The following is a 19,438-nucleotide window of genomic DNA, read 5'->3' on the forward strand; positions in this document are numbered from 1 at the left end:
GTTTAAAAAAACTCACCTATGCCAGTGAAAGTTCGCCCCGAACTAACTTTCGGTAACGCCTGCAAACTTCTCCCGCAATCTGTCTAACGCGCGTTTGTAGCGCATTTTCGTGGCGCTGAGCCCCATGTGCATGATGTCAGCAATTTCCTGAAATTCCAGTTCTGCAACAAAACGCAACACCAGAATTTCACGGTCAATCGGATTCACATGCACGAGCCAGCGATCCAGGCCACCTCGATCCTCTATTTTAGGCGCCTTTTCTTCAGACGCCTCTTCCAGTGGATCCAAACTTAGCGCGTCCATTAAACGACGCTTGCGACGCTCCTTGCGATACTGCGTGATGCATTCATTGTAAGTAATGCTGTAGAGCCAGGTCTTGAACTTGGACTTCCCTTCGAAGTTCTTCAACCCATACAGAACTTTCAACATCACTTCCTGACAGACATCGTCCGCGTCGCGATCGTTCCCTAAATATCGTGCGCATACATTGAACAAGGTGCGCTGGTAACGCCGCATCAGCTCCTCGTATGCGCGAGTGATGTGGAACAGCTCGTCATGGGCACGCGCCACCAGCTCCTCGTCGGAGAGCTCGCGTGGGTCATAGCGCAGTGACGGTGATTGGGGTGCGTTCAAAACAGATCGGGCCAACGGTCAGGACGAAAACAGCCAGCACCTGATATTACAGGCCGCTGGCTGGGCGCACAGGGTAGCAGAAATGCCCTCTCAGCGGCTGCTTACCCGCTGCTCGAGCAGTATGCGGTTGGAGAACGAAACCAGCTCGCCGGAGTCCGTCAACACTGTGGTTTTAACCGTACCGATCTCCTCGATCTGCCCTTCTATATCGCCCACTTCGATCTGCTGACCGACCTGATACAGCTCACGCACATAGATGCCGGCGAGAATCTGGCTGGCCAGTTCCTTGCTGCCCAGACCCAGCGCCAGCGCGACCGCCAGCCCCACGGAAATCAGCACGATGGCGATGACGTTGTTGAGCAGGTCGGTTTTCACTTCCAGTTGGCCGATGGCCACGGAGATGCTGATGATGATCACCAATCCCTGGGCCAGGCGTGCCAGGCCGTGGGCATAATCCAGTCCAACACCTTCCGCGGCGCCGCGCACCAGGCCACTGAGCAAGTGAGCCAGCACTACACCGGCCAGCAACACCAGCGCGGCACCGAACACCTTGGGCAGATAGAGGGCGAGTACGTCCAGGGTCGCGGAGACACGCTCCAGGCCCAGCGATTCGGCAGCGGACACCAGGAATACCAGCAGCACGAACCAGTAGACGATCTTGCCAATCAGAGTCGAAACCGGAACCTGGAAGCCAGCGCGACCCAGGATCTTGGTCAGACCGGTGCCGGCCATCAGACGGTCGAGGCCGAGCTTTCCGAGCAGTTTGGAGAGCAGCGTATCGAGCAGCTTGGCGACGACGAAGCCGAGCAGCACCAGTACCAGCGCAACGAACAGATTGGGAATGAAGCCGGCGACTTTCGTCCACAACGCCGTCATCGCGGCGACCAGGCTATGAGTCCAGGGATCGAGTTCCATTTCATTCAGCCTTATCAGAAGAGCGAGCAGAAGTACGGCGACGTGACACCGGTGCTACATGGGAAGAGCCATTGTTGAGGGCGATCATCAGGGCTCCGGCCCAGTGCCCCATCAAGCCGAACAGGTCGCCCGCGCCGACCTGGCGGTTGGCGGTCTTCAGGACGCGGTTCAGGCAGGCATCGTCATCGCGCGACGGCGAGGACGGGGTTTTCAACAGATCACGCAGGGATTCTTCAAATGGATCGTGCATGGCAGACCTCACAGAACGTCTCCGCTAGACGAAGCGCCTGAGACGCAAGTCACATCAGACCCAACGCAAGCGCCGGAACAGCAACCACTGCCCGAAGCCGATAATCAGCATCAGCAGGCAGGCGACAAGGAATCCGTAGGGGTTATCGGCCCCTGGAATACCGCCGACATTGATGCCCAGCAGACCGGTGACGAAGCTCATCGGCAGAAACACGCAGGTGATGATGCCGAAGCGGAACATGATGTGGTTCATCCGCACATCCATGCGCCGGTTTTCCGTTTCCAGCAGCAAGCCGATGCGTTCGCGAGTCAGTTCCAGCTCCTCGAGGTAACGCAGCAGGCGGTTGTTCAGCTCGTTCCAGTAGATGCTGTCCTCGTGGCTCAACCAGGGAAGTTGGCTGCGCGTCAGCTGCGCATAGATATCGCGTTGCGGCGACAGGAAACGCCGCAAGCCCGCCGCGCGGCGACGGATCTGCAGCAGCAGGCCATGATCGGGCAAGATGCGCTCGTCGGCATCGACCTTCTCTTCCTGGGCGTCGACCCGTTCGGAGAGCTCGGTGACCAGATCCTCGACCTTGTCCGTCAGGTAATCGCTGAGCTGCAGCACCAGTTCAGAGGCGCTCTTGGGCCCTTTGCCAGCTTGCAGCCGGTCGATCAGATCCTCGGTGGCGCGCAGCGGACGCAGGCGCAGAGAGATGATGCGCCGCGCCTCGGCGAAGATTCGCACCGAAACCATATCCTCGGGCTCGGCACCGGGATTGAGGTTGACGCCACGCAGAAACAGCAGCAGTTCGTCATTGGGCAGCGGCAATGCTCGGGGCCGGGTATTTTCCTCGAGCAGCAGATCGCAGGCGAACTCGCTCAGGCCACTGTCGCGCCGCAACCAGCTTTGCGTCTGCGGATGACTACGATCCCAGTGCAGCCACAGGCTCTGTCCCTCATCCAGCTGCAATTCATCGAGTTGCTCGCGGGCCACTGCACGGGCGCCACCTCTGCCATCCAGCACGAAGCCATGCACCAGGCCCCACTGCGCGTTGTCTTCCTCGTACATCAACACCCCTGATGATTCATGGCGACAGCCCGTTGAGCAACCGCACCCGGTTATTCGACTTGCAGCGCCTGCGGCGAGACGATGATGCCGTTGTTGTCGGCATACACGTATTCGCCCGGGCGAAAGGTCACGCCGCCGAAAGTGACCACCACGTTGAGGTCACCCAGACCGCGCTTTTCGGTCTTCATCGGATGACTACCGAGAGCCTGCACGCCGAGATGGGTCTGCGCCAGCACGTCGACGTCGCGCACGCAGCCGTAGATCACCATGCCTTCCCAGCCATTCTTTGCCGCTTTTTCCGCGATCATGTCGCCAAGCAGCGCACAGCGCAGGGACGCGCCGCCGTCGACCACCAGTACCTTGCCGGCGCCGGGCTGATCGGCCTGGGCCTTGACCAGCGAATTGTCCTCGAAGCATTTGACGGTGACGATCTGCCCAGCGAACGAGTCGCGGCCACCGAAATTACTGAACATCGGTTCCACGACGCTGACCAGCTCCGGGTTGGCGTCACACAAATCGGGCGTGATGTATTGCATGGCGAAGCTCCTGAATAGGTGATCGAGGCCTGCAGCATAGTCTGATCGACTGCGCACATGGCACGTGACCAAGCATCGCAGCGACTGACGAGGGCAATCTTAGCCGGATCATGGCGTGGCAGGAATGCCCGCCCCGTTTTCCGCCTGCGGCGCAGCCCGTGGCGATTGCCGCTCACCGTCCAGCCAACGACGCACCAGCGGCCAGACTTCGTCCTGCGCCTCCTTGCTGATCAGCATCTGCACGTGGCCGTAGTCCTGCTGAAAGCCCTGAGCACGTCCCAGGCTGATGAACTCGCGATCCTCCGATGCGAATTGCTCGAACAGTGCCCGGCATGCCGGAGGCGGACACTCGGCGTCGCCCTCGCCTGCGATCGCCAGCACGGGCACCTGCACCTCACTCAAACCCGCCCACCAGTCACGCTCGGCATCGCCGAAACGTCCGAACAGCCGATACCAGCGCAGCGTTTCCAGGGCGATACCGATTGGCTCATCCTCAGGCCCGCGCTTGAGCCGCGAGCCGGACAGCACCGTAAAACGCTTGAGCAGCAAACGCGCCAGCCACTCGATTGGCGGTACCTTTAGCAACCAGTAGCGGCGACTGATTTCGGCCCCGAACAGGCCAACACTGGCTATCCCCGCCTGCTGCAGATAGCCGCCTCCCAGTGCAGCGGCCAGGGTCAGGCCGCCCAGCGAATGGCCGAGCCAGTGAGCGGGCCGCGGATTCTTTTCAGCAACGAACGCCGCTATTGCCGGCAGGTCGTAACGCGCATAGTCGGCCACGCAGTTGTGACGATAGGCCAGGTTACGCGGCGACAGGCCGTGGCCGCGCATTTCCGCGATCCACACATCGAACCCCGCGCGAACCAGATATGGCGCCAGACCAATGCACTTGGGCGAATACCAGAAACGTCGGTTCGAGAAACTGCCGTGCAGCAGGATAACCGGCTCACCACGCACAGCCTCCTGGCCCGCCACCGCCAGGCGGGTAAGTGCCAGCTCGACGCTGAAATCCGGGCTGTTGCCAGGCTTGAGACGGTAGACATCTTCACTCAGGTCGCCACGCAGTTCGGCACCGATCAGCGCAACGGGAAACAACTCACTACTGCTTTGCATCTTCTTCGCTCTGGCACAGCCCGCTGCCGACTACGAACATCCCCAGTCGGCAGGTCATAAAAAAGGGCAGGTAGAACCTGCCCTCGGATCAACATTCAAGGCATGCCGGTCAGCTTTGCTGACCCTCGGCCAGGAAGAACCAGGTTTCCAGCACCGAATCCGGGTTCAGGGAAACGCTTTCGATCCCCTGCTCCATCAGCCACTTGGCCAGATCCGGGTGGTCGGAAGGCCCCTGGCCGCAGATACCGATGTACTTGCCCGCCTTGTTACAGGCGGCGATGGCATTGGCCAGCAGCTTCTTGACCGCCGGATTACGCTCGTCGAACAGGTGGGCGACGATACCGGAGTCACGATCCAGGCCCAAGGTCAGCTGAGTCAGGTCGTTGGAGCCGATGGAGAAGCCGTCGAAGTACTCGAGGAACTCTTCGGCGAGAATGGCGTTGGACGGCAGCTCACACATCATGATGACTTTCAGGCCATCCTGACCGCGCGCCAGACCGTTCTCGGCGAGCAGATCGACCACCTGCTTGGCTTCGCCCAGGGTTCGCACGAACGGCACCATGATCTCGACGTTGGTCAGGCCCATCTCGTTGCGGACTTTCTTCAACGCCCGGCATTCCAGCTCGAAGCAGTCGCGGAACGATTCGCTGATGTAGCGCGAAGCACCGCGGAAACCGAGCATCGGATTCTCTTCTTCCGGCTCGTACAACTTGCCGCCGATCAGGTTGGCGTATTCGTTGGACTTGAAGTCGGACAGGCGCACGATGACCTTCTTCGGCCAGAACGCCGCGGCCAGGGTGCTGATGCCCTCGACCAGTTTCTCGACATAGAAGCTCACCGGGTCGTCGTATCCGGCGATGCGCTTCTCGACGCTTTCCCTGATTTCCGGCGGCAGGCCGTCCATGTTCAGCAGCGCCTTGGGGTGCACACCGATCATGCGGTTGATGATGAATTCCAGGCGCGCCAGACCGATACCGGCATTGGGCAGCTGGGCGAAGTCGAAGGCGCGATCCGGGTTGCCGACGTTCATCATGATCTTGAACGGCAGTTCGGGCATGGCGTCGACGGAGTTCTTACGAATGTCGAAGCCCAGCTCGCCCTCGAAGATGAAGCCGGTGTCGCCCTCGGCACAGGAAACGGTCACGCCCTGACCGTCACGCAATACGTGGGTGGCATTGCCGCAGCCGACCACGGCCGGAATGCCCAGCTCACGGGCGATGATCGCCGCGTGGCAGGTACGCCCGCCACGGTTGGTGACGATGGCGCTGGCGCGTTTCATCACCGGCTCCCAGTCCGGATCGGTCATGTCGGAAACCAGCACGTCGCCGGGCTGAACCTTGTCCATTTCCGACACGTCGTTGATGACCCGCACCTTGCCGGCGCCGATCTTCTGACCGATGGCGCGACCTTCGACCAGCACGGTGCCAGTCTCCTTGAGCAGGTAACGCTCCATCACGGTGACGTTGGCACGACTCTTCACGGTCTCGGGGCGGGCCTGGACGATGTACAGCTTGCCGTCATCACCGTCCTTGGCCCATTCGATGTCCATCGGCCGGCCGTAGTGCTTCTCGATGATCACGGCCTGCTTGGCCAGCTCGGTGACCTCGGCATCGCTCAGGCAGAAGCGCGCACGCTCGGCACGCTCGACGTCGACCACCTTGACCGACTTGCCGGCCTTGGCTTCGTCGCCGTAGATCATCTTGATCGCCTTGCTACCCAGGTTGCGGCGCAGGATCGCCGGGCGACCGGCCTCGAGGGTGTGCTTGTGCACGTAGAATTCGTCAGGGTTGACCGCGCCCTGCACAACGGTTTCACCCAGGCCGTAGGCGCCGGTGATGAACACCACGTCGCGAAAGCCCGATTCGGTATCGAGGGTGAACATCACGCCGGCGGTGCCGGTTTCCGAACGCACCATGCGCTGCACGCCGGCGGACAGGGCGACCAGCTTGTGGTCGAAGCCCTGATGCACGCGGTAGGCGATGGCGCGGTCGTTGAACAGGGAAGCGAAGACTTCCTTGGCCGCACGAATGACGTTTTCCACGCCGCGGATATTGAGGAAGGTTTCCTGCTGGCCAGCGAAGGAAGCGTCCGGCAGATCCTCGGCGGTAGCCGAGGAGCGCACGGCCACGGCCATGTTGTCGTTGCCATTGGCCATGGCGGCGAAGGCGGTGCGGATCTGCTCATTGAGTTCGGTTGGGAACTCGGCGTCCATCACCCACTGACGAATCTGCGCGCCGGTCTTGGCCAGGGCGTTGACGTCATCGACATCCAGGGCGTCCAGGGCTTCGTGGATCTGCGCGTTGAGCCCACTTTGCTCGAGGAAGTCGCGATAGGCCTGGGCCGTAGTGGCGAAACCACCGGGAACCGAGACACCCGCCCCCGCCAGATTGCTGATCATCTCGCCGAGGGAGGCGTTCTTGCCCCCTACATGCTCGACATCGTGATTGCCGAGCTTATCGAGGGAAACTACGTACTCTGCCAAGGTGATCTCTCCACTTCAGTGTTGGAAAAGCTCATGGGGCTGGAAAAGTCGACGGCTTGCGCCGTGCGGACAATGGCCTGGCCCTGGAAAATAAGTAACAATGCAAGCCCATCGGGGCCCGCAAAAACCGGCCCATCATAGCCAAGATTCGCTCTCAGCTTAAGGCCATTGTCGCAATGAATCGAACCGCGTACTTCATCTCGGACGGCACCGGTATCACAGCGGAAGCCCTGGGGCAGAGCCTGCTGGCACAGTTCGAGACCATCGGCTTCAGCAAACTCACGCGGCCGTATGTCGACAGCGTGGAAAAAGCGCGCGCCATGGTACAACAAATCAATAACGCCGCCGACAAGGACGGCGCCAATCCGATCATCTTCGCCACCATCGTCAACCAGGAAATCCACGACATCCTGGCTGAGTCCCGCGGCTTCATGATCGACATCTTCTCGACCTTCCTGTCGCCTCTGGAACAGGAGCTGAACTCGCACTCCTCGTATTCGGTGGGCAAGTCGCACTCGATCAGCCATAACACCAACTACATGGAGCGGATCGAGGCGGTCAACTTCGCCCTCGACAACGACGATGGTGCCCGTACACATTACTACGACAAGGCAGATCTGATTTTGGTCGGTGTATCGCGCTGCGGGAAAACGCCGACCTGCCTGTACATGGCCATGCAGTACGGTATCCGCGCGGCCAACTACCCGCTCACCGAGGACGACATGGAACGTCTGCAACTGCCTGCCTCACTGAAGAAATACCGCGACAAGCTGTTCGGCCTGACCATCGACCCGGATCGGCTGACCGCCATCCGCAACGAGCGCAAACCCAACAGCCGCTATTCCAGCTACGCTCAATGCGAATTCGAAGTGCGCGAGGTGGAAAGCCTGTTCCGTCGCGAATCGATCAATTTCATCGACTCCACTCACTTCTCGGTGGAAGAAATCTCCGCCAAGATCCTGGTGGAAAAAGGCGTCGAACGACGCTTCAAATAGCCTGCCCCCATTCTGGACGTGCCTCATGACCCTGCTCGATGCCGTGCTGTTCGCCCCAGTCGCCATGTTGATCGCCCTGACGCCAGGGCCGAACAACTTCTGCGCGATGAACAATGGCATTCGCCATGGCATTGGCGCGGCCGTGCTGGCTACCACAGGCCGCGTGCTGGCCTTCGCGATTTTCCTGAGCATTTCCGCGATCGGCCTGGGAGCGATGCTGCTGGCCTCGGAAACGGCGTTCACCGTGATCAAGTGGGTCGGCGCAACCTACCTGCTGTACCTGGGTATCAGCGCCTGGCGCAGCCGGGAGTTCAGCGGTCTGAACCTGGACAACGCGACAATGCCGCCGGTACAGCCGCAACGGCAACTACGCCGCTTGATGCTGCAGGAGTTTCTGGTCGGCATCAGCAACCCCAAGGCGATCCTGCTGTTCGCTGCGGTATTTCCACAGTTCATCAAGCCCGGCCAGCCGGCCATCGAACAGTTCGTCTACCTGGGTGCTACGTATCTGCTGGCCGAATATGCGGCCTCGCTGGTTTACGCTCTGTTCGGCCGGCAGATTCGCCGGTTCATCCGCACCAGCCGCGGCGCGCAACGCCTGAACCGCACCACCGGCGCCTTTTTCATGGGCGCCGGCGGTTTGCTGTTGGGGGCGACTCAACACTGAGTCGCTCCGGCACGCGACGTCAGAGCACGAACAAATCCATGAAGCGATGTACCGCGGTGCCCTCCAGCGCCTGAGCGTCCTTGCACAGCGCAAAGATGCGGGCGCTGCGCGACGCGGTGAAGCGCGTGGCCAGGTTGGCCTTGAACTTGTCCTCCAGTAGCGGGATGCCTTCGGCGCGGCGCCGGCGGTGCCCAACCGGATACTCGACTTCGACTTTCTCGGTCGAGGAGCCATCGTTGAAGAACACCTGAATGGCGTTGGCGATGGAGCGCTTGTCGGCCTCCAAGTACTCCCGAGAATAACGGGGCTCCTCGACCACTTCCATCTTCTCGCGCAGACGATCGATCTGCGGATGGGCAGCGTGGAAGCCATCCTCGTAATGCTCGGCGACCAGGCCGCCGGTCAGCAGCGGCACGGCGATCATGTACTGTAGGCAATGGTCACGATCCGCCGAATTGGCCATGGGCCCGGACTTGGAAATGATGCGAATCGCCGACTCGTGGGTGGTGATCTCGATGCGTGCGATGTCATCCAGGCGCTCGCGAATCTGCGGATGCAGGATCACCGCCGCCTCCACCGCCGTCTGCGCATGGAACTCGGCCGGGAAACTGATCTTGAACAGCACGTTTTCCATCACGTAGCTGCCGAAGCCCTGGGAAAAGCTGAAAACACGCTTATCCTCGGGCTTGCTCGCCAGATCCTTGTTGGTATGGCTGAAGGCGACATCGTAGAACCCCCACTGCGGCGCCGACAGCACACCGGGAATGCCCATCTCGTCGCGCAGGGCGATATCGGCCAGACGCACCGCCCGACTGGTGGCATCACCCGCCGCCCAGGACTTGCGCGAGCCGGCATTCGGGGCGTGACGATAGGTGCGCAGCGCCTGGCCATCGACGAAGGCGTGGGACAGCGCCGACAGCAACTGCTCGCGGCTGGCGCCCATGAGCTTGGCGCAGACTGCCGTGGAGGCGACCTTGACCAGGATCACATGGTCGAGACCGACACGGTTGAAGGAGTTCTCCAGCGCAAACACGCCCTGGATTTCGTGGGCCATGACCATGGCCTCGAGCACCTCGCGCATCAGCAGCGGCGCTTCACCACGGGAAACCCGCAGCTGTGACAGATGATCGGCCACGGCCAGAATGCCGCCGAGGTTGTCCGAGGGATGGCCCCATTCGGCGGCCAGCCAGCAGTCGTTGTAATCCAGCCAACGGATGATGCAGCCGATGTCCCATGCAGCCTTGACCGGATCGAGCCGATAGCTGGTGCCCGGCACCCGGGCGCCATGGGGCACCACGGTGCCTTCGACGATCGGCCCCAGATGCTTGGTGCACTCGGGGAAGCGCAGCGACAGCAGGCCGCAGCCCAGGGTGTCCATCAGGCAGTTGCGCGCCGTATCCAGCGCCTCGCGGGACTCGACCCGGTAGGTCAGCACGTAGTCGGCGACCTGCTGCAGCACGCTGTCGTAGTCCGGTCGCTCGTTACGGTCGGTATTGCTACTCATGAAATCGTCCTTTTTACGTAGGATTGCTGTTGCCAGGCAAACCGGTAATGCGCCCACTCTCCAATGGGAGGGGCTTCGTTATCGAAAATCAGAAGGAATCGGCAGGCACCCTCACCCAGCCTTCCATCAGCACCCGTGCACTGCGGCTCATGATCGCCTTGGTCACCGTCCATTGCCCGCCGCCGCGACGGGCTTCGGCGCCAACCCGCAGGGTGCCCGAGGGGTGACCGAAACGCACCGCGCTGCGCTCACCGCCACCCGCCGCCAGATTGACCAGGGTGCCGGGAATGGCCGCAGCCGTGCCGATGGCCACCGCCGCGGTGCCCATCATGGCGTGGTGCAACTTGCCCATGGACAGCGCCCGTACCAACAGATCGATGTTCTCGGCCTCCACCGGCTTGCCGCTGGACGACAGGTAAGGCTTCGGCGGCGCGACGAAGGCCACCTTGGGCGTGTGCTGGCGGCTCTGCGCCTCGTCGAGAGTCTTGATCAGGCCCATGCGCAAGGCGCCATGGGCGCGGATCGCCTCGAACCGGGCCAGCGCCTCGGGATCGCCGTTGATGACGTCCTGCAGCTCGGTGCCGATGTAACCGACGTCCTCGGCGTTGATAAAGATAGTGGCGATACCCGCATTGATCAGCGTGGCCTTGAAGGTACCGACACCGGGAACGGCCAGCTCATCGACCAGATTGCCGGTGGGGAACATGGCCCCGCCCTCGTCTTCCTGCGCATCGGCCGGATCGAGAAACTCCAGCTGCACCTCGGCGGCGGCAAAGGTCACGCCATCGAGTTCGAAATCACCGGTTTCCTGCACGGCGCCGGCGCTGATCGGTATATGGGCGACGATGCTCTTGCCAATATTGGCCTGCCAGATCCGCACCGTACAGATGCCGTCGCGGGGGATACGCCCGGCGTCGACCAGCCCGGCCTGGATGGCGAAGGAACCCACAGCGGCTGACAGGTTGCCGCAGTTGCCGCTCCAGTCGACGAAGGCCTTGTCGATGGAAACCTGGCCGAACAGGTAGTCGACATCGTGCCCGGATCGGCTGCTGCGCGACAGGATCACCGCCTTGCTGGTGCTGGAGGTGGCGCCGCCCATGCCGTCGATCTGCTTGCCATAGGGGTCGGGGCTGCCGATCACCCGCAGCAGCAATGCATCGCGGGCGGCGCCGGGCACCTGGCAGCGCTCGGGCAGATCGTCGAGACGGAAGAACACGCCCTTGCTGGTGCCGCCGCGCATGTAGGTAGCGGGAATCTTGATTTGAGGTGCATAAGCCATCGATGAATACCTGATCGTTAAACGAAAACGGCTTAACCAGCCACCTTTTGCGAAACATCGGCACCCGCTTCCAGAAAATCCTGGGCGAAACGTTGCAGCACACCACCGGCCTCGTATATCGACACCTCCTCGGCGGTATCCAGTCGGCAGGTCATGGGGACTTCGAGGGTCTCGCCGTTGCGCCGATGGATGACCAGGGTCAGATCGGTGCGCGGCGTGCGGGCGCCGAGCACATCGAAGGTTTCACTGCCGTCGATGCCCAGGGTCAGGCGCGTGGTGCCGGGTTTGAACTCCAGCGGCAGCACGCCCATGCCGATCAGGTTGGTACGGTGGATGCGCTCGAAGCCTTCAGCCGCAATGGCCTCCACACCGGCCAGGCGCACGCCCTTGGCCGCCCAGTCACGGGACGAGCCCTGACCGTAGTCGGCGCCAGCGACGATGATCAGCGGCTGCTTGCGCTGCATGTAGGTCTCGATGCCCTCCCACATCCGCACCACCTTCCCCTCCGGTTCCAACCGGGTCAGCGAGCCTTTGCGCACCTGGCCATCGACCACGGCCATTTCGTTGACCAGTTGCGGGTTGGCGAAGGTGGCGCGCTGGGCGGTCAAATGGTCGCCACGGTGGGTGGCGTAGGAGTTGAAGTCCTCTTCCGGCAAGCCCATTTTCGCCAGGTATTCGCCAGCGGCGCTGTCGGCGAGGATGGCGTTGGACGGCGACAGGTGGTCGGTGGTGATGTTGTCCGGCAGCACCGCCAGCGGGCGCATGCCCTTGAGCGTGCGCTCGCCAGCCAATGCACCTTCCCCCTCTTCATCCCAATAAGGCGGACGCCGAATGTAGGTGCTCATCGGCCGCCAGTCATACAGCGGACTGATGCGCTCGCCGTTGTCGGACTGCACGGCGAACATCGGGAAGTAGACCTTGTGGAACTGTTCCGGCTTGACGCTGGACGCCACCACGGCGTCGATTTCCTCGTCCGCCGGCCAGATATCCTTGAGACGAATTTCCCGCCCGTCGACCACGCCGAGCACATCCTTCTCGATGTCGAAGCGGATGGTGCCGGCGATGGCGTAGGCGATCACCAGCGGCGGCGAGGCCAGGAACGCCTGCCTGGCGTAGGGGTGGATGCGCCCATCGAAATTGCGGTTGCCCGACAGCACGGCGGTGGTATACAGGTCGCGCTCGATGATTTCCTGCTGGATCGCCGGATCCAGCGCACCGCTCATGCCGTTGCAGGTGGTGCAGGCGAAGGCGACGATGCCGAAGCCGAGCTTTTCCAGTTCGGGCAGCAGGCCGGCGGCCTCCAGGTACAGCTGCACGGCCCGTGAACCCGGCGCCAGGGACGACTTGACCCAGGGTTTGCGCAGCAGGCCCAGTTGATTGGCCTTTTTCGCCAGCAGCCCGGCGGCGATCACGTTGCGCGGGTTGCTGGTGTTGGTGCAACTGGTGATCGCGGCGATGATCACCGCGCCGTCGGGCATCTGCCCGGGCACCTCTTCCCAGGCACCGGCGATGCCGCGCTCGGCCAGCGCCGAGGTCGGCAGACGCTTGTGCGGGTTGGACGGGCCGGCCATGTTGCGTACCACGCTGGACAGATCGAAGCTCAGCAGCCGCTCGTACTCGGCGCTGGCCAGGTCGTCCGCCCACAAGCCGGTAGCCTTGGCGTAGGTTTCTACCAGGCGAACCTGCTCATCCTCACGACCGGTCAGCCTGAGGTAGTCGATGGTTTGCTGGTCGATGGCGAACATCGCCGCCGTGGCGCCGAACTCCGGAGTCATGTTGGAGATGGTCGCGCGGTCGCCCAGGGTCAGCGCCGCCGCCCCTTCGCCGAAGAATTCCAGATAGGCGCCGACCACCCTGGCCTGGCGCAGGTATTCGGTGAGCGCCAGCACCACGTCGGTGGCGGTGATACCCGGCTGCGGCCGGCCGGTAAGCTCGACGCCGATGATATCGGGCAGGCGCATCCACGAGGCACGGCCAAGCATCACGCTCTCCGCCTCCAGGCCACCGACACCGATGGCGATCACCCCCAGGGCATCGACATGCGGGGTGTGGCTGTCGGTGCCGACGCAGGTGTCGGGAAAGGCCACGCCCTGCTGCACCTGCACCACCGGCGACATCTTCTCCAGGTTGATCTGGTGCATGATGCCGTTGCCCGGCGGGATCACGTCGACGTTCTTGAAGGCCTTCTTCGTCCACTCGATGAAGTGGAAGCGATCCTCGTTGCGGCGATCCTCGATGGCGCGGTTCTTGGCGAAGGCATCCGGGTCGAAACCGCCGCATTCCACGGCCAGTGAATGGTCGACGATCAACTGGGTCGGCACCACCGGATTGACCTGGGCGGGATCGCCACCCTTGTCGGCAATGGCGTCGCGCAGGCCGGCCAGGTCGACCAGCGCGGTCTGACCGAGGATGTCATGGCACACCACTCGCGCCGGGAACCAGGGAAAATCCAGGTCACGACGCCGCTCGATCAGTTGCCTGAGCGAGTCGCGCAGAGTCGCCGGGCCGCAGCGACGCACCAGATTTTCCGCCAGCACCCGCGAGGTATAGGGCAGCGTGGCGTAGGCACCGGGCTGGATGGCATCGACCGCAGCACGGGTATCGAAGAAGTCCAGCGAGGTGCCGGGTAACGGCTTGCGGTTGGCGCTGTTCATGGTCAGGGTCATGGCACGAAACTCGATCACGGTGGAGTAGCTGGCGCGCCGTTCGAGCCGGCAGCGCTCTTTATGGGTGTCGCGGCACCACCGAAGTGGACCGCGTGCGTTGCTTCAGCGCTGATCCAGCGCCACGAACGGACGCTGCTCGACGCCGGTGTACTCCGCACTCGGGCGGATGATGCGGTTGTTCGCTCGTTGCTCGAACACATGGGCCGTCCAGCCGGAAACCCGCGAGCAGACGAAGATCGGTGTGAACAGCTTGGTCGGAATGCCCATGAAGTGATACGCCGAGGCATGGTAGAAGTCGGCATTGGGGAACAGCTTCTTCTGCTCCCACATGACCCGGTCGATGGCCTCGGACACCGGAAATAGCACCGTGTCGCCCACTTCGTCGGCGAGCTTGCGACTCCAGCCCTTGATCACCTCGTTGCGCGGATCGGATTCCTTGTAGATCGCATGGCCGAAACCCATGATCTTGTCCTTGCGTTCCAGCATCGCCAGGGTGCCGGCGGAGGCTTCTTCGGCCGAGGCGAATTTCTCGATCATCTCCATCGCCGCCTCGTTGGCACCGCCATGCAGCGGTCCGCGCAGAGAGCCGATGGCCGCGGTGACGCAGGAAAAGATGTCGCTGAGCGTCGAGGCGCAAACCCGCGCAGTGAACGTCGAGGCATTGAATTCATGCTCGGCGTAGAGAATCAGCGACACGTTCATCACCTTGACGTGCAGCTCGCTGGGCTTCTTGCCATGCAGCAGCGCCAGGAAGTGACCGCCAATGGTCGGTTCAATGCTGTTGCAATCGATGCGCTGGCCTTCATGGCTGAAGCGATACCAGTAAGTCATGATCGCGGGAAAGGCGCCGAGCAACCGATCGGCCTTGTCGCGCTGCTGCTCGAAGCTCGTCTCGGGCTCGAGGTTACCCAGCACCGAGGCACCGGTGCGCATCACATCCATGGGATGAGCATCTTTCGGGATACGCTCCAGCACTTCCTTGAGCACTGTGGGCAGATCACGCTGACCCTGCAGCTTCTTCAGGTACCCATCCAGCTGCGCCTGGTTGGGCAACTCGCCATACAGCAGCAGGTAGGCAACCTCTTCGAAGATCGCCCCCGCCGCCAGCTCACGCACGTCATAACCCCGATAGGTCAACCCGGCACCGGTCTTGCCCACGGTGCACAACTCGGTCTGCCCGGCGACCTGGCCACGCAGGCCTGCGCCACTCAACACTTTTGCTTCAGCCATGGGTTTTCTCCTTTTTTGGATTTGTTATAGATGTCTATCCAGCCACTTCGAGGCGTATATGCCGGAGCCATCGCCGGCAAGGCCGGCTCCTACGAGAGGGCTTTATGCCTGTAGGAGCTGGCTTGCCAGCGATGAGACCAGCATCGGTTCAGCCGTTCTTCTGCGCGAACAGCGCATCGAGGCGCTGCTCGAAGGCGTGGTAGTCGATACGTTCGTAAAGCTCCATACGGGTCTGCATGCTGTCGACCACGTTCTTCTGCGTGCCATCGCGGCGAATCGCGGTGTAGACGTTTTCCGCGGCCTTGTTCATGGCGCGGAATGCCGACAGCGGATACAGCACCAGGCCGACATCGACCGCGGCCAGTTCGTCGGTGGTGAACAGCGGCGTAGCGCCGAACTCGGTGATATTGGCGAGAATCGGCGCCCTCACCCGCGCGGCGAAGGTCTTGTACATCTGCAGTTCGGTGATCGCTTCCGGAAAAACCATATCGGCGCCCGCTTCGACACAGGCCGCGGCCCGATCCAGAGCGGCGTCGAGTCCCTCCACGGCCAGGGCGTCGGTGCGCGCCATGATCACGAAACTGTCATCGGTACGCGCATCGACGGCGGCCTTGATGCGGTCGACCATTTCCTGCAGGGAAACGATCTCCTTGTTCGGCCGATGGCCACAGCGCTTGGCACCGACCTGATCCTCGATATGGATCGCGGCGGCGCCGAACTTGATCATCGACCTGACGGTGCGCGCCACATTGAATGCCGAACTGCCGAAGCCGGTGTCGACATCGACCAGCAGCGGCAGATCGCAGACATCGGTGATGCGACGCACGTCGGTGAGCACGTCATCCAGCCCGGTGATGCCCAGATCCGGTACTCCCAGGGAGCCAGCCGCCACGCCACCACCCGAAAGATAAATAGCCTTGAAACCGGCGCGCTTGGCCAACAACGCATGGTTGGCATTGATGGCGCCGACGACTTGCAACGGCTGCTCGTTGGCGACCGCATCGCGAAAGCGCTGGCCTGGCGTACTCTGACTCATGACTTGCCTCGGGTCTTGACGGTGGTGGGATGGGCGCTCTGGTAGTGGCGCTCGATGTTGCGCTTGGATGCGCCGATATGTCGGCGCATCAGCAATTCGGCCAGTTCGCCATCACGATCGGCGATGGCATCAAGAATGCGGTGATGTTCGGCAAAGGCCTGACGCGGACGATTGGGCGTTATCGCCGAGAACTGAATGCGGTACATGCGCACCAGTTGATAGAGCTCGCCGCAGAGCATCTTCACCAGGGTACGGTTACCACTGCCCTGGATGATCCGATAGTGAAAATCGAAATCGCCTTCCTGCTGGTAGTAACCCACGCCAGCCTGGAAGGCTTCGTCACGCTCATGGGTGTCGAGCACCCGGCGCAGATCATCGATCTCGGCCTGGGTCATGCGCTCGGCCGCCAGCTTGCAGGCCATCCCTTCGAGGGATTCGCGAATCTCGTACAGTTCGATCAGTTCCTCACGATCGAGCGATACCACCCGTGCCCCGACATGAGGAATGCGCACCAGCAGGCGCTGCCCTTCCAGGCGATGGATCGCCTCACGCAGCGGGCCACGACTGATGCCATAGGTACGCGCCAACTCCGGCTCGGAAATCTTGCTGCCTGGGGCGATCTCGCCTTTCACGATAGCCGCCTGGATACGGCGAAATACGTGTTCGGAGCGGGTTTCCGCATCTTGCTCGGCAGCCAGGACAAGCACACTGGGCTCTTGCATATTGTCGACACACCGCTAGTAATTTGCCTGAAACCATAGGCAAAAAGCCAAATAAACACAAATTAAAAACAACATTGTCGACAATATAACCATTCTCGCTGCAACTACGATAACCAGAAAAGCAGATACACAAAGGCAGACAACCGTCTGTCACCATGGAAAAACCCCATGTTAGAATGCGCGCCATTCAATGCCTGGAGGGGACGTCCCGGGGCGCCTGCTAGACTCCATGCCAGCGAATGGCGGCCCCGGCCCGAGATTCGCTCTACCGATCGCGATCCACCCGACAGGATTTATGAGACTCAAAACCTTCCCCCTGCTTTTCTGCCTATCGCTCCTGCCCGGTCTCGCGGCTGCGGCCGACAAGACCATTTATGGCCTGAACGAATACGTGAGCCTCGACCTCGACGTGATCGTGGCCGCCAAACTCGATACCGGCGCCCAGACCGCTTCGCTCAGCGCTCGTGACATCGAACGCTTCGAGCGTGATGGCGAACGCTGGGTACGCTTCTACCTGGCCATCGACGATGCCCATGCCCATCCGATCGAGCGGCCGCTGGCGCGCATCAGCAAGATCAAGCGTCGCTCCGGCGATTTCGATCCGGAAGAAGAGAAAACCTACACCGCACGCCCGGTAGTCGAGCTGGATGTGTGCATGGGCGGCGCCAGGCGCCAGATCGAAGTGAACCTTACCGATCGCAGCGCCTTCCAATACCCACTTTTGATCGGCTCCGACGCGCTCAAGCGCTTCGATGCACTGGTCGACCCCAGCTTAAAATACGCAGCAGGGAAACCTGCCTGTACCACCGCAAAATCCGGCGAGTAATCCCCATGCGCTCTCTTAACCTGCATCTGAAAATCCTGATCACCATCCTGGTGAGCCTGGGGATCGCGATTACGGCCTATCAGATCTTTGTCCTTGGCATTCCGGTCAGCAGTGACGAAACCGACGACCTGTGGAACATCGACACCCGTGTCGAATTCCAGGCCAACGGCCGCGACCCGATCAAGCTGCAGATGTTCGTACCGCCGCTGAACCAGGATTACGTCAGCCTCAATGAAAGTTTCATCTCCAATAACTACGGTGTGAGCATCAACCGTGCCGACAGCAACCGCAAGGTGACTTGGTCGGCACGCCGCGCCAATGGCAAGCAGACGCTCTACTACCGCCTGGTGCTGACCAAGCGCTACAGCGGCGAACAGGCCAAGGCCAAAGGCCCGATCTTCCGCGACAGCATCCCGGTAGAAGGCCCCGAGAAGATCGCCGCCGAAGCCCTGCTGGCGCCGATTCGCCAGCACTCGGCCGATGTCGAGACCTTCATCAGCGAAACCATCAAACGGGTCAACAACAGCAACGACGACAACGCCAAGCTGCTGCTCGGCGGCGACGCCTCGACGCCGAACAAGGCGCAAGCGATCGAACTGCTGCTATCGATCGCCCACGTGCCGATGGAACGCGTGCACACCATTCGCCTGGCCGCCGACATCCAGCAGAGCCCGGAGTTGTGGCTGCGCAGCTTCAACGGCGACCGCTGGCTGTATTTCAACCCGGAAAGCGGCGAGCAGGGTCTGCCGAACGACCGCCTGGTCTGGTGGACAGGTGACGAGCCGCTGATCACCCTCGATGGTGGTCGCCAGGCGACCACTACCTTCACCCTCAACAACAGCGAGATGAACGCCATCCGCCTCGCTCAGTTGACCGACGAGAACACCGACGCCGACTTCCTCGAGTACTCGCTGTACGGCCTGCCACTGCAGACCCAGCAAACCTTCATGATCATGGTGATGATCCCCATCGGCGTGCTGGTCATCCTGATCCTGCGCAACCTCGGCGGCCTGCAGACCCTGGGCACCTTCACCCCGGTGCTGATCGCCCTGGCCTTTCGCGAGACTCAGTTGGGCTTCGGTATCTTCCTGTTCACGGTGATCACCGCACTCGGCCTGTCGCTACGCTCCTACCTGGAACACCTGAAGCTACAGATGCTGCCGCGCCTGTCGGTGGTACTGACCTTCGTGGTCGTGCTGATCGCCACCATCAGCCTGTTCAGCCACAAGCTGGGCCTCGAACGTGGCCTGTCCGTAGCGCTGTTCCCGATGGTGATCCTGACCATGACCATCGAACGCCTGTCGATCACCTGGGAAGAACGTGGCGGTAGCCATGCCTTCAAGGTGGCCATCGGCACCCTGGTCGCCGCGACGCTGGCGCACCTGCTGATGAGCGTGCCGGAACTGGTCTACTTCGTCTTCACCTTCCCGGCGATTCTGCTGATTCTGGTGGGCTTCATGCTGGCGATGGGTCGCTACCGCGGCTACCGCCTGACCGAACTGTTCCGCTTCAAAGCCTTCCTGAAGGATTGAGC

General features: G+C 61.8%; 17 protein-coding genes. 4 read left to right on the forward strand and 13 right to left on the reverse strand.

What is annotated here, in order from left to right; all coding sequences use genetic code 11:
- Nucleotides 1-42: 42 nt before the first annotated feature.
- The 7 genes from sigX to ppsA all read right to left on the reverse strand — a co-directional run bounded on the left by sigX (nt 43) and on the right by ppsA (nt 6,979).
- On the reverse strand, nt 43-633 hold the full coding sequence (sigX, locus tag DNK10_RS16085; protein WP_131182364.1) for an RNA polymerase sigma factor SigX: 591 nt from the start codon (nt 631-633) through the stop codon (nt 43-45).
- 90 nt (nt 634-723) lie between these two features.
- On the reverse strand, nt 724-1,548 hold the full coding sequence (locus tag DNK10_RS16090; protein ID WP_131192250.1) for a mechanosensitive ion channel family protein: 825 nt from the start codon (nt 1,546-1,548) through the stop codon (nt 724-726).
- A 1-nt stretch (nt 1,549) separates the two neighbouring features.
- Complete coding sequence (locus DNK10_RS16095; RefSeq protein WP_131192251.1) at nt 1,550-1,798, reverse strand: CrfX protein; 249 nt, start codon at nt 1,796-1,798, stop codon at nt 1,550-1,552.
- Nucleotides 1,799-1,852: 54 nt separating this feature from the next.
- Nucleotides 1,853-2,848 (reverse strand): zinc transporter ZntB, encoded by a 996-nt coding sequence (locus DNK10_RS16100; protein ID WP_131192252.1) that lies wholly within the window; start codon nt 2,846-2,848, stop codon nt 1,853-1,855.
- A gap of 50 nt (nt 2,849-2,898) precedes the next feature.
- The gene (rraA, locus tag DNK10_RS16105; protein WP_131182368.1) at nt 2,899-3,384 is read right to left on the reverse strand and encodes a ribonuclease E activity regulator RraA; all 486 of its coding nucleotides are present in this window, start codon (nt 3,382-3,384) and stop codon (nt 2,899-2,901) included.
- Nucleotides 3,385-3,492: 108 nt separating this feature from the next.
- On the reverse strand, nt 3,493-4,497 hold the full coding sequence (locus DNK10_RS16110) for an alpha/beta fold hydrolase (RefSeq protein ID WP_131192253.1): 1,005 nt from the start codon (nt 4,495-4,497) through the stop codon (nt 3,493-3,495).
- A 109-nt stretch (nt 4,498-4,606) separates the two neighbouring features.
- Nucleotides 4,607-6,979: a phosphoenolpyruvate synthase gene (gene ppsA, locus DNK10_RS16115; RefSeq protein WP_131192254.1), complete on the reverse strand. Its 2,373-nt coding sequence runs from the start codon at nt 6,977-6,979 to the stop codon at nt 4,607-4,609.
- Between the two features lie 176 nt (nt 6,980-7,155).
- On the opposite strand from ppsA, the gene ppsR reads away from it, so the two are divergent.
- On the forward strand, nt 7,156-7,974 hold the full coding sequence (ppsR, locus tag DNK10_RS16125) for a posphoenolpyruvate synthetase regulatory kinase/phosphorylase PpsR (protein WP_131192255.1): 819 nt from the start codon (nt 7,156-7,158) through the stop codon (nt 7,972-7,974).
- 25 nt (nt 7,975-7,999) lie between these two features.
- A complete protein-coding gene (locus tag DNK10_RS16130) occupies nt 8,000-8,641 on the forward strand; it encodes a LysE family translocator (RefSeq protein ID WP_131192256.1) in 642 nt (213 codons plus the stop codon).
- A gap of 19 nt (nt 8,642-8,660) precedes the next feature.
- On the opposite strand, the gene prpD is transcribed toward DNK10_RS16130, so the two are convergent.
- From prpD to DNK10_RS16160, 6 genes are all read right to left on the reverse strand, one after another.
- Nucleotides 8,661-10,145, reverse strand: a complete 1,485-nt coding sequence (prpD, locus tag DNK10_RS16135) for a 2-methylcitrate dehydratase (protein WP_131192257.1) — start codon at nt 10,143-10,145, stop codon at nt 8,661-8,663.
- An 88-nt stretch (nt 10,146-10,233) separates the two neighbouring features.
- Complete coding sequence (gene prpF, locus DNK10_RS16140; RefSeq protein ID WP_131192258.1) at nt 10,234-11,424, reverse strand: 2-methylaconitate cis-trans isomerase PrpF; 1,191 nt, start codon at nt 11,422-11,424, stop codon at nt 10,234-10,236.
- Nucleotides 11,425-11,456: 32 nt separating this feature from the next.
- Nucleotides 11,457-14,078: a Fe/S-dependent 2-methylisocitrate dehydratase AcnD gene (acnD, locus tag DNK10_RS16145; protein ID WP_131192305.1), complete on the reverse strand. Its 2,622-nt coding sequence runs from the start codon at nt 14,076-14,078 to the stop codon at nt 11,457-11,459.
- Between the two features lie 114 nt (nt 14,079-14,192).
- Entirely contained in the window at nt 14,193-15,320 is a 1,128-nt protein-coding gene (gene prpC, locus DNK10_RS16150) for a bifunctional 2-methylcitrate synthase/citrate synthase (RefSeq protein WP_131192259.1), read from the reverse strand.
- A gap of 148 nt (nt 15,321-15,468) precedes the next feature.
- Nucleotides 15,469-16,356: a methylisocitrate lyase gene (gene prpB, locus DNK10_RS16155; RefSeq protein WP_131192260.1), complete on the reverse strand. Its 888-nt coding sequence runs from the start codon at nt 16,354-16,356 to the stop codon at nt 15,469-15,471.
- Entirely contained in the window at nt 16,353-17,078 is a 726-nt protein-coding gene (locus DNK10_RS16160; RefSeq protein WP_131182379.1) for a GntR family transcriptional regulator, read from the reverse strand. The genes prpB and DNK10_RS16160 overlap by 4 nt, the downstream gene beginning before the upstream one ends.
- 295 nt (nt 17,079-17,373) lie before the next feature.
- Between DNK10_RS16160 and rloA the strand changes: the two genes are divergently transcribed.
- Nucleotides 17,374-17,904 (forward strand): retropepsin-like aspartic peptidase RloA, encoded by a 531-nt coding sequence (gene rloA / locus DNK10_RS16165; protein ID WP_131182380.1) that lies wholly within the window; start codon nt 17,374-17,376, stop codon nt 17,902-17,904.
- A gap of 5 nt (nt 17,905-17,909) precedes the next feature.
- A complete protein-coding gene (gene rloB / locus DNK10_RS16170; RefSeq protein ID WP_131182381.1) occupies nt 17,910-19,436 on the forward strand; it encodes an osmotic stress tolerance membrane protein RloB in 1,527 nt (508 codons plus the stop codon).
- The last annotated feature ends 2 nt before the right edge of the window (nt 19,437-19,438 follow it).

Source organism: Phytopseudomonas daroniae, from assembly GCF_004327275.1.
GTDB classification, from domain to species: Bacteria; Pseudomonadota; Gammaproteobacteria; order Pseudomonadales; family Pseudomonadaceae; genus Aquipseudomonas; species Aquipseudomonas daroniae.